Below are 13,990 nucleotides of genomic sequence, written 5' to 3' on the forward strand. Positions count from 1 at the left end.
CCAGGATTTTTTCCAATGTTGAACCATCCCCTGCCCCACTGGCCCCTGCTGCTGTCCGCCCCGGTACTTGTCCTGCTGGGTGCATGCTCCGACAAGACCCCGGTGGCCTGGTCCGGTTACGCGGAAGGCGACTACGTTTACGTGGCCGCCCCCCTGGCCGGGCGACTGGACCGTGTGGCGGTCAAAGCCGGCCAAAACATCACCCGGGGAGCGCCCCTGTTTGCGCTGGAAGCCGAGAGCGAAAATGCCGCACGCGACGAGGCCGCCGCGCGCCTGGCCAGCGCGCAGGCGCAGGCCACGAATCTGGACAAAGGCAAACGCGCCGAAGAAATCGCCGTGTCCGAGGCCCAGCTGGCCCAGGCCCAGGCCAACGCCACCCTAGCCCGGCACGAGCTGGAGCGGCAGCAGCAGCTCGTCGCCCAGGGTTTTGTATCCAAGGCCCATATAGACGATGCCACCCTCGCCGTGACCCAGACCCAGGCCCGCGTCCAGGAGCTGCAAGCCGCCCTGCGCGTGGCCCGCCTGCCCGCCCGCACGGACGAGCGCGCCGCCACCCAGGCCAGCGCCCAGGCCGCCGGCGAGGTGCTGCGCCAAAGCGAGTGGCGTACCGGGCAGAAACAACAGACCGCACCCGCAGACGCGCTGGTGGCCGATGTGTTTTTTCAACCCGGCGAATTCGTCCCCGCCGGGCAACCCGTGGTCTCGCTCCTGCCCCCGCAGAACATCAAGGCGCGTTTCTTTGTGCCCGAGTCGGCCCTGGCCTCCATCCACGCCGGCCAGGCGGTCATCCTGTCGTGCGACGGCTGCCCCCCCATGACTGCGCACATCTCGCGCATTGCCACCCAGCCCGAATACACCCCTCCCGTGATCTACTCCAACGCCCAGCGCGCCAAGCTGGTGTTCATGGCCGAAGCCCAGCCCGCCCCGCAGGACGCCGCCCACCTCAAGCCCGGCCAGCCGCTGGATGTGCGCCCCACTGGCAAGGGCGACAACACGCCATGACCGCCCTGGCCATTGATGTCCAGGACCTGAGCAAAACCTATGGCGGCCGCGCCGTGGTGGACCATATCCAACTCCAGGTCGGCAGCGGGCGCATCTGCGGCTTTTTGGGCCCCAACGGCAGCGGCAAGACCACCACCATTCGCATGCTGTGTGGGCTGCTCACCCCCGACAGCGGCAGCGGTACCTGCCTGGGGCTGGACATCATCCAGGACGCCGCCGCCATCAAGCGCCAGGTGGGCTACATGACCCAGCGCTTCGGCCTCTACGACGACCTCTCCATCCGCGAGAACCTCGACTTTGTGGCCCGCCTGTTCGAACTGCCCAACCGCCGCACCACCGTGGACCAGGCGCTGGAACGCCTGGGCCTGACCGCCCGGCAAAAGCAGTTGGCCGGCTCCTTGTCGGGCGGCTGGAAACAGCGCCTGGCGCTGGCCGCCTGCCTGATCCACGAGCCCCGCCTGCTGCTGCTGGACGAGCCCACCGCAGGTGTGGACCCCAAGGCGCGGCGCGAGTTCTGGGACCAGATCCACGCCCTGGCCGAGCAAGGCATCACCGTGCTGGTCTCCACCCACTACATGGACGAAGCCGAGCGCTGCCACGATCTGGTCTACATCGCCTACGGCGAAATCCTGGCCCAGGGCAGCGCGGCCAGCATTGTGGAGTCTGCCGGCGCAAGTGACCTGGAAGACGCCTTTGTGCGCCTGGTGGGCCGTGCCACCGACAATTTTGCAACCAAGGCCGGCGCATGACCCGTTTTTCCATGAATCGCATGCGGGCGGTATTCATCAAGGAATTCCAGCAGATGATGCGCGACCGCGTGACCTTTGGCATGGCGGTGATCATTCCCATCCTGCAGCTGGTGCTCTTTGGCTACGCCATCAACACCGACCCCAAGGGGCTGCCCACCGTGGTGGTGAGCACCGACAACGGCCCCATGTCGCGCGGCGTGCTGGCCGCCATGCAGAACACCGGCTATTTCCGCATAGACCACACGCTCACCAGCGAGAAGGAAGCCGAGGCCCTGGTGGAAGACGGCGAGGTGCAGTTCATGGTGGTCATACCGCCGCACTTCTCACAAGACCTGATCCGTGGTGAAAAACCGGTGATCCTGGTGTCGGCCGACGCCACCGACCCCAGCGCCTCGGGCAACGCCATTGCAGCACTCAGCGCACTGGTGCCGCAGGCCATCGCCCACGACCTGCCCGGCGCGCTACGCACCCTGAACCCGGCCGCGCCACCCTTTGAATTGCGGGTGCACCGCCGCTACAACCCCGAGGGGCTGTCGCGCTACAACATTGTTCCCGGCCTGGTGGGCACCATCCTGACCATGACCATGGTAATGCTCACGGGGCTGGCCATGACCCGCGAGCGCGAGCGCGGCACCATGGAAAACCTGCTGGCCACACCCGTGCGCCCCAGCGAAGTCATGGTGGGCAAGATCTTGCCCTACGTGGTGATGGGCTACATCCAGCTGGGGGTCATTCTGGGCGCCGCATTTGTGCTGTTTGAAGTGCCCATGGTGGGCAGCATGACGCTGTTGCTGGCCATGATTGGCGTGTTCATGCTGGCCAACCTGGGCGTGGGCTTCACCTTCTCCACCGTCGCCAAAAACCAGCTGCAAGCCGTGCAGATGACTTTCTTTTTCTTTTTGCCGTCCATGCTGTTGTCGGGCTTCATGTTCCCTTTCCGGGCCATGCCGGTGTGGGCCCAATGGGTGGGCGAGATTCTGCCGCTGACCCACTTCCTGCGCATCGTGCGCGGCATCCTGCTCAAGGGCAACACGCTCCCGCAGCTGCTGCAGGACCTGTGGCCCATGCTGCTCTTCTTGCTGGTGGCCGGGGTGGTGGCGCTCAAGCGTTACCGGCAGACGCTGGACTGAGCGCGGGGCGGTGCCCGCTCACCCCATCTGCGCCCAGGCCTTGTCCAGCCGCTTCACGCTCACCGGCTGCGGCGTGCGCAGCTCCTGCGCAAAGAAGCTCACGCGCAGTTCTTCCAGCAGCCAGCGGAACTCCTGCATGCGCTCGTCCACCGCGCCCTTGCGTTCGGCCACCAGGCGCCAGTAGCGCTGTTCCAGCGGGCGCAACTCGGCCAGGCGGGTAGCGTCACGGGCGGGGTCGGCGCGGTACTTGTCCAGGCGCAGGGTGATGGCCTTGAGGTAGCGCGCCAGGTGCTGCAGACGGTCCCACGGGGCTGCCTGCAGGAAGCGCTTGGGCATGAGGCGCTGCAGTTGCTGGGTGCAGTCGGCTACGGCGTCCGGCGCGTTCTTGGTGTCCTTGATCTTGCGCGCCGCGGTGGCGTACTCCAGCAGGATGGTGCCGGTCAGGCGCGCCACTTCGTTGGCGATGAGCGTCAGGCGGCCGCGACCTTCGTCCACCCGGCGTTTGAAGGCGAATTCGTCGGTAGGCAGCGGCTCCAGCAGGAAGGCACGGTCCAGCGCCACGGCCAGTATCTGCTCGCGCAGTTCTTCGATGGTCCCCCCGCCACTGCCGTTGTCAGCCTTGCCCACGTTCATGTAGGCCACCGCCATTTTCTGCAGGTCGGGGATGTTTTTCTCCAGATACTTCAGCGCATCCTTGATCTGCAGCGCAAACAGGCGGCGCAGCCCGGCGCGGTGCTTGGCGGCGGCTATTTCGGGCTCGTCAAACACTTCCACCGTCACGGCGTCGCCGGCGTCGATCAGGGCCGGAAAGCCGATCAGCGTCTGGCCGCCCTTCCTGATTTCCAGCAGCTCGGGCAGTTCGCCAAAGGTCCAGGCGGTATGGCGTTGGTCGGCTGGCGTGGCTTTTGCGCCGCCAGCGGGTGGGGTTTTTGCTATCTTTTCAGGAGCTGTCTGCGCAGGTTTTTCGGAGGCTTTCGGGCTATTTTGTCCGGAATTTTGCACGGCAGCGCCCGCCACGGGCGCACCGCCGCCCTGCCCCAGCTTCAGGTTGGCCAGCGCCTGGAATGCGCCGCGCGCCTGCTTGCCCCACTCTGCCTTGAGCGCACCCAGGTTGCGGCCCTGGCCGAGCTGGCGGCCGTGTTCGTCCACCACGCGGTAGTTCATGAAGAAGTGCGGGCTGAGCATGTCCACCTTGATATCGGCGCGCACGATGTCCAGGCTGGTGGCTTCGCGCACCAGCTTCAGCACCGCATCCACCAGGCTGCCGGTGCCAAACTGCTCCGGTGCGTTCAGCGTCTCGGCAAACCGGGTGGCGGTCTCGGGCAGCGGCACCAGGCGGCTGCGGGGGCGCTGGTGCAGGGTCTTGAGCAGCGCCTGCACCTTGTCCTTGAGCATGCCGGGCACCAGCCATTCGCAGCGATCTTCGTTCACCTGGTTGAGCACAAACAGGGGCACGGTCACGGTCAGGCCGTCGCGCGCGTCGCCGGGTTCGTGCAGGTAGGTTGCCGCGCAGTCCACGCCGCCCAGGCGGATGGTCTTGGGAAAGGACGCGGTGGTGATGCCGGCGGCCTCGTGGCGCATCAGCTCCTCGCGGGTGAGGTGCAGCAGCTTCGGATTCTTCTTCACCTCCTCGCGGTACCAGCGCTCCAGCGAATAGCCGCTGCACACGTCGGCGGGCAACTGCTGGTCGTAGAAGGCGTAGATGAGCTCGTCGTCCACCAGCACGTCCTGCCGGCGCGCCTTGTGTTCCAGTTCCTCCACCTGCTTGATGAGCTTGTGGTTGGCGGCCAGGAACGGCAGCGGGGTTTCCCACTCCTTGCCCACCAGGGCTTCACGGATGAAGATCTCCCGCGCACCGGCCAGGTCCACGCGGCCGTAGTTGGTGCGCCGCCCGCTGTAGACCACGATGCCGTACAAGGTGGCCCGCTCCAGCGCCACCACCTCGGCGGCTTTCTTTTCCCAGTGCGGGTCCAGCAGCTGTTTCTTGAGCAAATGGCCGCCCACCTGCTCCAGCCACTGCGGTTCGATGCCCGCAATGCCGCGGCCGAACAGGCGCGTGGTTTCCACCAGCTCGGAGGCTACGATCCACTTGCCCGGCTTCTTGGTCAGGTGCGCGCCCGGGTGGGCAAAGAACTTGATGGAGCGCGCGCCCAGGTACTCGCCGTTCTGGCCCTCTTCGAGTTTGCAGCCAATGTTGCCCAGCAGGCCCGAAAGCATGGAAAGGTGCAACTGCTCGTAGCTGGCGGGGGTGGTGTTCATGCGCCACTTGTGCTCGGCCACCACGGTGTGCAGCTGGCTGTAGATGTCTTTCCACTCCCGCACGCGGCGGATGTTGACGAAGTTCTGCCGCAGCAGTTGCTCGTATTGACGGTTGGTGAGCTTGTGCGTGGGTTGGGCGCCAGGCGTGGCGGCCGTTTTTTCTCCGCGCGCATCGTGGATCCACTTCCAGAGCTTGAGGTAGCCCACAAACTCGCTCTTCTCATCGTCAAACTTCTTGTGTGCCGTGTCGGCCTGCTGCTGCGCTTCCATCGGCCGGTCGCGCACGTCCTGCACAGAAAGGGCCGACGCAATCACCAAGGCCTCGTCCAGGGCCTCCCGGTTTCTGGCTTCCAGCAGCATCCGCCCCACCCGCGGGTCCAGCGGCAACTTGGACAACTCGCCACCCAGCGGCGTCAACTCATTCGCGTCATCCACCGCACCCAGCTCATTGAGCAACTGGTAACCATCGGCAATGGCGCGCCCACTGGGACGCTCCAGGAACGGAAAGTCCTCCACGATGCCCAAGTGCAACGACTTCATCCGCAGGATGACGCCCGCCAGCGAGCTGCGCAAAATCTCCGGATCAGTAAACCGGTCGCGCCCGGCAAAGTCCTTTTCGTCGTACAGGCGGATGCAAATGCCGTTGGCCACGCGGCCGCAGCGCCCGGCGCGCTGGTTGGCGGCCGCCTGGCTGATGGGCTCGACCAGCAGCTGCTCCACCTTGCTACGAAAACTGTAGCGCTTTACGCGCGCGGTGCCTGCATCAATGACGTATCGGATGCCCGGAACCGTGAGCGAGGTCTCGGCCACGTTGGTGGCCAGCACCACGCGCCGTCCGGTGTGGCCGTCAAAGATGCGGTCCTGCTCAGCCGGGCTCAGGCGGGCAAACAGGGGCAGCACCTCGGCGTTGCGCATCACCGGTTGGTGGCTCAGGTGCTTGCGCAGGTGGTCGGCCGCCTCGCGGATCTCGCGCTCGCCGGGCAGGAAGACGAGAATGTCGCCACTGTTGTGCGGGTCACGCCAGAGCTCGTCCACGCCATCGGCAATCGCGCTGTTCAGGTCGTATTCGCGGCTTTCCTCAAACGGCCGGTAGCGCGTCTCCACCGGAAACATGCGCCCGGAGACCATGATGACCGGCGCGGGGCCCTTGGAAGATTTGAAATGGTCGGCAAAACGCTGGGCATCAATCGTGGCCGAGGTCACCACGATCTTCAAGTCCGGGCGGCGCGGCAGGATCTGGCGCAGGTAGCCCAGCAGGAAGTCGATGTTGAGCGATCGCTCGTGCGCCTCGTCGATGATGAGGGTGTCGTAGGCGTTCAGCAGCGGGTCGGTCTGCGTCTCGGCCAGCAGAATGCCGTCGGTCATCAGCTTGACCGAAGCGTCCTTGCTCAACCGGTCCTGGAAGCGCACCTTGTAGCCCACCACGTCGCCCAGCGGGGTCTTCAGCTCCTCGGCAATGCGCTTGGCCACGCTGCTGGCGGCAATGCGCCGCGGCTGGGTGTGGCCAATGAGCTTGCCGCGCTGGCCCGCCGGGTAATTGAGCTTGCCACGCCCCAGGGCCAGCGCGATCTTGGGCAATTGGGTGGTCTTGCCAGAACCGGTCTCGCCACAGACGATGATGACCTGGTGCGCCTGCAGGGCGGCCATGATCTCGTCGCGTTTACCCGACACCGGGAGCGTTTCAGGAAAGTCGATTGGCAGGGGGCAGGTAGTCAAGGTACTAACTTCGTAGAGAATTGCAGATTATCCCCGCCTCCACCGCATTCACCACCCGCGCACACCATGTCCTCTGTTTTCAATTTCACCTTCGTGCCCTGGTTCCGCTCGGTAGCGCCCTACATCCACAAGTTCCGCAACCAGACGTTCGTAGTGGGCATCGCCGGCGAGGCCATTGCAGCCGGCAAGCTGCAAAACCTGGCGCAGGACTTGGCCATGATCCAGAGCATGGGCGTGAAGATTGTGCTGGTGCACGGGTTTCGCCCGCAGGTGAACGAGCAGCTCAAGGCCAAGGGCCACGCCGGCAAGTATTCGCACGGCACCCGCATCACCGACGAAGTGGCGCTGGACTGCGCCCAGGAGGCCGCCGGCCAGTTGCGCTACGAAATTGAAGCGGCGTTCAGCCAGGGCCTGCCCAACACGCCCATGGCCGACTCCACCGTACGCGTCATCTCGGGCAACTTCATTACCGCGCGGCCGGTGGGCATTGTGGACGGCGTGGATTTCCAGCACTCGGGGCTGGTGCGCAAGGTGGACACGGCAGGCATCAGCCGCGTGCTCGACATGGGCGCCATGCTGCTGCTCTCGCCCTTTGGTTTTTCACCCACCGGCGAGGCCTTCAACCTGGCCATGGAGGAAGTGGCCACGTCGGTGGCCACCGCCCTGCAGGCCGACAAGCTCATCTTTGTGACCGAGGTGCCCGGCATCCGGCTGCGCCCGCTGGAAGCAGCTTCGGACGACAACCCCATCGACACCGAGCTGCCGCTGGCCGCCGCCGAAAAGTTGCTGACCCAGCTGCCGGCAGCCAACCAGCCCACCGACACAGCGTTTTACCTGCAGCATTGCGTCAAGGCCTGCAAGAACGGCGTGGAACGCAGCCACATCATTCCCTTTTCCGTGGACGGCTCCATCCTGCTGGAGGTGTACGTGCACGACGGCATTGGCACCATGGTGGTGGACGAAAAGCTGGAGAGCCTGCGCGAGGCCTCGGTGGACGACGTGGGCGGCATCCTGCAGCTGATTGAGCCGTTCGAGAAAGACGGCACCCTGGTCAAGCGCAGCCGCACCGAAATCGAGCGCGACGTGGGCAACTACACCGTGATCGAGCACGACGGCGTGATCTTTGCCTGCGCGGCGCTCTACCCCTACCCGGAAGCCAAGACCGCCGAGATGGCGGCCCTGACGGTGTCACCCCAGGTACAGGGCCAGGGCGACGGCGAACGCGTTCTAAAGCGCATCGAGCAGCGTGCGCGCCAAGCCGGGCTGGACAGCATTTTTGTGCTGACCACCCGTACCGCGCACTGGTTCCTCAAGCGGGGTTTCGTACAGACCGACCCCGAGAAACTGCCGGAAGCCCGCCGGCGCCTCTACAACTGGGACCGCAAGAGCCAGGTGCTGTTCAAGAAACTGGGCTGAGCCCGCTCAAGCCTGGCGCGCACGGCGCCACACCAGCAGGGAACCCACCAGGGCCATGGCGCAGAACCACAGGAACGACCAGTTGGCGATGGAGCCGCCCAGGAAAGTCCAGTCCACCTGCGTGCAGTCGCCGCCGCCACGAAAGATCATGGGAATGGCGCGCTGCAGCGGAAAGGTCTCGATCATGCCGTACAGGTCGCGCCCGCAGGACACCACTTCCGGCGGGTACCACTGCAACCAGCTCTGGCGGGCTGCCACGTAGGCGCCGGCCACGGCCAGCACCACCAGCACGGCACTGCCGCCAATTTGCACGCCTTTTCGGCCGCTAGCAGCCGTCAATGCTGCGCAGATAGCTATCAAAACCATAGCGTAACGCTGCACGATGCACATCGGGCACGGCACCAGACCCACCACGTGCTGCAGATACAGGCCAAACGCCAGCAGGGCGACACAGGCCGCGCTCACCAACACCAGCACGCGCCGGGGCGCATGGTCCAACTGATCCATCACGAAGTTCAAAATAAGCATCCTTGTCAGCAATCGGCGCCGCACACCTGCGTGGCGCCCCATGGTCAGGGTCCATTTTGCCTGCGAAGTTCCCCCAGGAAACGCCCGGTTGCTCGGGATGGACACTGCAAACCGAATAAGATTCGGCATCCGGTGTTCACCGACACCTATTCTTTCACGCAGAGGTTATCCATGGCACGCACCGTCAACTGTATCAAGCTGGGCAAAGAGGCCGAAGGCCTGGACTTTCCCCCCTATCCCGGCGAACTGGGCAAACGCATCTGGCAAAACGTCAGCAAGGAAGCCTGGGCGGGCTGGCTCAAGCACCAGACCATGCTGGTCAATGAAAACCGCCTGAACCTGGCCGACGCCCGCGCCCGCCAGTACCTGGCGCGGCAGATGGAAAACCATTTCTTCGGCGACGGCGCCGACGCTGCCCAGGGCTACGTGCCACCGTCGGCCTGATTTTTTCGTCCGCCGCCCCGTGGCTGACCACCTGGCGACGCACAGCCTGGCGTCCTGCGGCCTGCCCGGCGCATGGGCCAGGCACCCGGCCTGGACCGTACTCGACACCGATTTCCAGGACGGCCGCCGCTTTCTGAGCACCTGGCTGGCGTGGCGGCACGACCCGCAACGCCCTCGCCTGCTGCATTACGTGGGCATCGCACCAGCCGCCACCGCGGCCCCTGCCGACGTGCACCCCGATGACGAATGGGGCACGCTGGCGCACGCCCTGGCAGCCCAGTGCACCGGACTGGGGCCCGGTTTTCACCGCATCCAGCTGGACGGCGGCCACGTGTCGCTGACGCTGTGCCACGGCGACACGCAGGCCATGCTGGGCGAGCAGGTGTTCCAGGCCGACACCGTGTGGGGCGGCACGCCGCAGGACAAATGGGCGGCCCAGTTGCTGGCCAGGCGCTGCAAGCGCGGCACCCGGTTCGCCTTGCACCCCACGGCACCGGCGGCGCCCACGGCGGCACACCGTGCCCCCCTGGCGGCGCTGCTGCAGGGCGCCGGCTTTCAAACCGATCCTCCGAGCCCTGACGCGGACGGCATGGCAGACGCCTTCACCGGCACGTTCGAACCGCGCTGGGACATCCCGAACCGCCGCACCCCCCGCGCCCACGCCGTGCAGCCCCCGACCCGCTGCGCCGTCATAGGCGCCGGCATGGCCGGCGCCAGCGTGGCCCAGGCACTGGCCCTGCGCGGCTGGCAGGTTACCGTGTTCGACCAGGATGCCGCACCCGCCAGCGGGGCATCGGGCGTACCCGTCGGCCTGGCGGTACCCCATGTCTCCGCCGACGACAACCCGCGCTCACGCCTCTCCCGCAGCGGCACCCGCCTGCTGCTGCAACACGCCCGGAACCTGCTGGTACGTGGACAGGACTGGGACCCCAGCGGCGTCCTGGAGCGCCGGAGAAACGCCGCCCCCCACTGGCACCCGCAAGCCGCCTGGATCAAGCCGGCCACGCTGGTGCAAGCCTGGCTGGCACAGCCTGGCATCACCTTCGTCGGCAATGCCAAGGTGGCTGGCCTGCACCGCGCCGACGACACCCTCTGGCTGCTGCAGGACCCACAGGGCCAGGAACTGGGCCGTTTTGCCGTGGTGGTGCTGGCCAACGCCCTGGGCTGCGCCGCCCTGCTGAAAAACGGGGCACCAGCCAACGCGCTGCCAGGCCCCGAACTGCAGGACAAACTGGCAACCTTGCAGGCAGTGCATGGCACCCTGAGCCATGGAACCTACGCCGAGGACATTCCCGGCCTGCCAGCCACGCCGGTCAACGGCCACGGCTGTTTCATCCCCCATGTTCCCGGCGCCAGGGGCGAGCAATGGGTGGCCGGCTCCACCTTTGAAACCGACGCCCTGGCCGCCGCGGATCTGTGGGCGCAGCACGCCGCCAACATGGCGCGTCTGCAGCACCTGTTGCCCGAAGGTGGCGCCGAACTGGCCGAAACGCTGGACCGCGGGCCAGTGGCGCAGTGGTCGGCCACCCGCTGCGTCACGCATGACCGGCTGCCCCTGGTCGGCCCCATCGACACGCCCACGGGCTCCGGGCTGTGGCTGTGCGTGGGCATGGGTTCGCGGGGCCTGAGCTTTACGGCCCTGTGTGCCGAACTGCTGGCGGCCCGCCTGGGCGCCGAGCCCCTGCCGGTGGAGCACAGCCTGTCGCGCAGCCTGGACGCCAACCGCGTGCGCCGCCTCAGACCTGCTGCAGCAAAGCCAGCACCTGCGGCGGATTGAACGGCACTTCCAGCAGCCCTTTGCATCCCAGCGCTTCGGCACGCTCCATGGCCTGCCAGGAGGGCGCTGCCGTGGCCACCACCACCGCATGGGGCGGCGCCAGCAGGTCGGCAAACGATTGCACCAGCGCCCACGGGTCGGCGTCGGCCAGTTCCAGGCTCACCACCACCAGGTCGTAACGGCGCTCCGCAAGGCAGTTGCCGGCGTGCACCGCGCTGTCGGCGTCGTCCACATCCGTCAGGCCCGCCAGGGCCAGGCGGGCGCGCAAATACAGCGCTTCCTCGCGGGCCAGCCCCACCAGCAGCGACGCCTTGATCCCGGGCGGAACGGTCGGGTCCACCGGGTCATCCAGTCCCAGGTCAATGTCCACTTCGGCCTGCGAGGCAAACAGGCTGTCGAGCGCCTGCAGCAGGGCGGGCCAGTCCACCGGTCGCGGAAAGGTCCGCCATGCCGCCTCCGACACCCGGCTCCCCACACAGAGGCGCTTGAGGTTGGTGTTGAAACCGGGGGATGCCTGGTCCAGCCCGGACTCGTATGAATCCACGTCGATCAGGGCCACCTGCGGTGGCGCCGCCTGCTCGGGGGTCCACAGCGCGTAGGCCGGGGTCTGGCCTGCCGAGAGCCGGAACAGGGTGTTGAGCGTGTGCCGCTCCACATCGCTGAACCCCACTACCTTGACCCACACCGTAGCCGTCATGCGTGTGCAGCCGCCTTACTGGTTGGCCGCCGCCGGGCGGTGGCTGCGCACATAGCTGTCTGCCGGCTGGTAGTTCCTGCCGTCGGCATAGCGCCACTGCACCATGGTGCCCTTCTGGCCGCGCAGATCCAGCTTGCCCACATAGGCACCCATGGTGGACTGCTGGTCCAGGGCGCGGAACTCCGCCGGACCGAACGGCGTGGTAAAGGTCAGGCCACGCATGGCGGTGACCAGCTTCTCGTTGTCGGTGCTTTTGGCCTTGCGGATGGCGGCAAAGATGGCCTGCATGGTGGCGTAGCCCACCACCGAGCCCACCTTGGGGTTTTCGTTGAACTTCTTGTAGTAGTTGGCGGCAAACGCGCTGTGCTCCTTGGTGTCAATCTGGTCCCAGGGGTAACCGGTCACGATCCAGCCCCGGGGGGTTTCGTCCTTGAGCACGTCCAGGTACTCGGGTTCGCCCGAGAGCATGGACACCACCGGCGTTTTGGGGAACACATTGCGCTGGTTGCCTTCACGCACCAACTTGGCCAGATCGGCGCCAAAGGTCACGTTGAAAATGGCATCGGGGTGCGCCTGCATCACCGCCTGCAGGGTGGTGCCTGCGTCCAGCTTGCCCTGGGCCGGCCACTGCTCGGCCACGAACTCCACGTCGGGGCGGCGCGCCTTGAGCAAGGCCTTGAAGCTGGCGACCGCACTTTGCCCGTACTCGTAGTTGGGCGCGATGGTGGCCCAGCGCTTGGCCGGCAGCTTGGCGGCCTCTTCCACCAGCATGGCCGCCTGCATGTAGGTACTGGGGCGCAGGCGGAAGGTGTAGCGGTTGCCCTTCTCCCACACCATGGCGTCGGTCAGCGGCTCGCTGGCCACGAACAGGCGTTTGTTCTTGAGCGCGTGGTCGGCCAGCGCCAGGCCCACATTGGACAGAAAGCCCCCCGCCAGCACGTCCACCTGCTCCTTGGACGTGAGCTCGATGGCGTGGCGCAGGGCCTCTTCAGGCTTGCCAGCGTCGTCCCGCGCCACCACCTGCACCGGGCGGCCGAGCAGCCCGCCAGCGGCGTTGATTTCGTCCACCGCCAGCTGCCAGCCCTGGCGGTAGGGCGTGGTGAACTGCGGCATGCTGGAATAGCTGTTGATTTCACCAATCTTGATTGGCTTGCCCTGGGCAAACACCCCGGCGGACAACACCGCCACCAACGCGGTCAACACATGTTTCATACATTCTCCCGAGTCTTTGACTCTAGCAGCGAATCGCACCGTGGCGCACGCAAGACACCGCTGTTTTACGCGACACAATAGACCCCCAGACCCGCGGATGGAGAATTTCATGATACTTGTGGCCGGCTCAGCCAACCTGGACTTCGTGGTCCGGGCGGCGCACATCCCCAGCCCGGGCGAAACGGTGCTGGGTCGCGACTTCAAGACCTACCCGGGCGGCAAGGGCGCCAACCAGGCGGTGGCCGCCGCGCGCGCTGGCGGCGTGCCCACGCACATGCTGCTGGCCCTGGGTGCCGACGCCCACGCCGAGCCACTGGAGGCCTCGCTGCGCGAGGCCCTGGTGAAACTGCACCTGGTGCGGGTGCCCGATCAGGCCACGGGCTGCGCCTTCATCTGCGTGTCCGACGACGCCGAAAACGCCATCACCGTGGCCCCCGGCGCCAACCTGAGCCTGCAGCCCCGGCACCTGCCGCCACTGGTGGGTTTCAGCCACCTGATGCTGCAGCTGGAGACCCCGCTGGCCACCGTCACGGCCTACGCCCAGGCCGCCCGCCGCCAGGGCGTGACCGTGGTGCTCAACCCCGCCCCGGCGCAGGCCCTGCCGGCGCCGCTGCTGGAAGCGGTCGACATCCTGATCGTCAACGAAGGCGAACTGGCCGCCCTGGCCGGCCACCAGGGCAGCATTGCGCAATGCCTGGAACGCATCCACGTTCCCACCGTGGTGGTGACCCTGGGCCACCACGGCTGCTGTGCGCGCAGCCACGGGGTGTTTTTCCTGCAGGAAGCGTTTGACGTGACGCCGGTCGACACCACCGGCGCCGGCGACACCTTCTGCGGCAGCCTGGTTGCAGCCCTGCACCTGGGCGCAGACGTTCCGCTGGCCCTGCGCATGGCCAGCGCCGCCGGCGCCCTGGCCTGCACGCGCCCGGGCGCGCAATCCAGCATTCCGCAGGCGGCCGAAGTGACCACCTTCCTGGCGCAACAACCCCCACCCAACCCCGCCCGGCTCACCGCGTTGCGCTACCTGTGTGGGCTGACCGGGCCCGCCAGCCCCCGCTGA

The 13,990-nt window shown here is 66.6% G+C and carries 10 protein-coding genes and 1 pseudogene; 7 read left to right on the forward strand and 4 right to left on the reverse strand.

The annotated features are described in order from the left end of the window. The first annotated feature begins 15 nt into the window (after positions 1 to 15). From AC1Q5W_RS05660 to AC1Q5W_RS05670, 3 genes and pseudogenes are all read left to right on the forward strand, one after another. A complete protein-coding gene (locus tag AC1Q5W_RS05660) occupies positions 16 to 1,002 on the forward strand; it encodes an HlyD family secretion protein (RefSeq protein ID WP_492643168.1) in 987 nt (328 codons plus the stop codon). Next, positions 999 to 1,667, forward strand: a pseudogene (locus AC1Q5W_RS05665) (ABC transporter ATP-binding protein); the annotation flags it as partial. The gene AC1Q5W_RS05660 and the pseudogene AC1Q5W_RS05665, both read left to right, overlap by 4 nt. An 80-nt stretch (positions 1,668 to 1,747) precedes the next feature. Then, on the forward strand, positions 1,748 to 2,881 hold the full coding sequence (locus AC1Q5W_RS05670) for an ABC transporter permease (RefSeq protein WP_492643169.1): 1,134 nt from the start codon (positions 1,748 to 1,750) through the stop codon (positions 2,879 to 2,881). Positions 2,882 to 2,899: 18 nt separating this feature from the next. Here AC1Q5W_RS05670 and hrpA read toward each other — a convergent pair whose 3' ends face one another. Further along, positions 2,900 to 6,787: an ATP-dependent RNA helicase HrpA gene (gene hrpA / locus AC1Q5W_RS05675; protein WP_492646106.1), complete on the reverse strand. Its 3,888-nt coding sequence runs from the start codon at positions 6,785 to 6,787 to the stop codon at positions 2,900 to 2,902. Positions 6,788 to 6,922: 135 nt separating this feature from the next. Here hrpA and argA point away from each other — a divergent pair, with 135 nt between their 5' ends. Then, positions 6,923 to 8,272: an amino-acid N-acetyltransferase gene (gene argA / locus AC1Q5W_RS05680; RefSeq protein WP_492643170.1), complete on the forward strand. Its 1,350-nt coding sequence runs from the start codon at positions 6,923 to 6,925 to the stop codon at positions 8,270 to 8,272. A 6-nt stretch (positions 8,273 to 8,278) separates the two neighbouring features. Here argA and AC1Q5W_RS05685 read toward each other — a convergent pair whose 3' ends face one another. Continuing rightward, positions 8,279 to 8,779, reverse strand: a complete 501-nt coding sequence (locus AC1Q5W_RS05685; RefSeq protein ID WP_492643171.1) for a disulfide bond formation protein B — start codon at positions 8,777 to 8,779, stop codon at positions 8,279 to 8,281. Between the two features lie 192 nt (positions 8,780 to 8,971). Between AC1Q5W_RS05685 and AC1Q5W_RS05690 the strand changes: the two genes are divergently transcribed. Continuing rightward, positions 8,972 to 9,244, forward strand: coding sequence for an oxidative damage protection protein (locus AC1Q5W_RS05690; RefSeq protein WP_492643172.1), 273 nt, complete (start codon positions 8,972 to 8,974; stop codon positions 9,242 to 9,244). 19 nt (positions 9,245 to 9,263) lie between these two features. Beyond that, positions 9,264 to 11,021, forward strand: a complete 1,758-nt coding sequence (locus AC1Q5W_RS05695) for an FAD-dependent oxidoreductase (RefSeq protein ID WP_492643173.1) — start codon at positions 9,264 to 9,266, stop codon at positions 11,019 to 11,021. On the opposite strand, the gene AC1Q5W_RS05700 is transcribed toward AC1Q5W_RS05695, so the two are convergent. Both AC1Q5W_RS05700 and AC1Q5W_RS05705 read right to left on the reverse strand, forming a co-directional pair. Then, the gene (locus tag AC1Q5W_RS05700; RefSeq protein ID WP_492643174.1) at positions 10,981 to 11,718 is read right to left on the reverse strand and encodes an ANTAR domain-containing protein; all 738 of its coding nucleotides are present in this window, start codon (positions 11,716 to 11,718) and stop codon (positions 10,981 to 10,983) included. The genes AC1Q5W_RS05695 and AC1Q5W_RS05700 overlap by 41 nt on opposite strands. A 15-nt stretch (positions 11,719 to 11,733) precedes the next feature. After that, positions 11,734 to 12,930, reverse strand: coding sequence for an ABC transporter substrate-binding protein (locus AC1Q5W_RS05705; RefSeq protein WP_492643175.1), 1,197 nt, complete (start codon positions 12,928 to 12,930; stop codon positions 11,734 to 11,736). A 109-nt stretch (positions 12,931 to 13,039) separates the two neighbouring features. Here AC1Q5W_RS05705 and AC1Q5W_RS05710 point away from each other — a divergent pair, with 109 nt between their 5' ends. Further along, positions 13,040 to 13,990, forward strand: coding sequence for a ribokinase (locus tag AC1Q5W_RS05710; RefSeq protein WP_492643176.1), 951 nt, complete (start codon positions 13,040 to 13,042; stop codon positions 13,988 to 13,990).

It is taken from the genome of Rhodoferax sp. MLSD5-FHT05B10 (assembly GCF_058793415.1).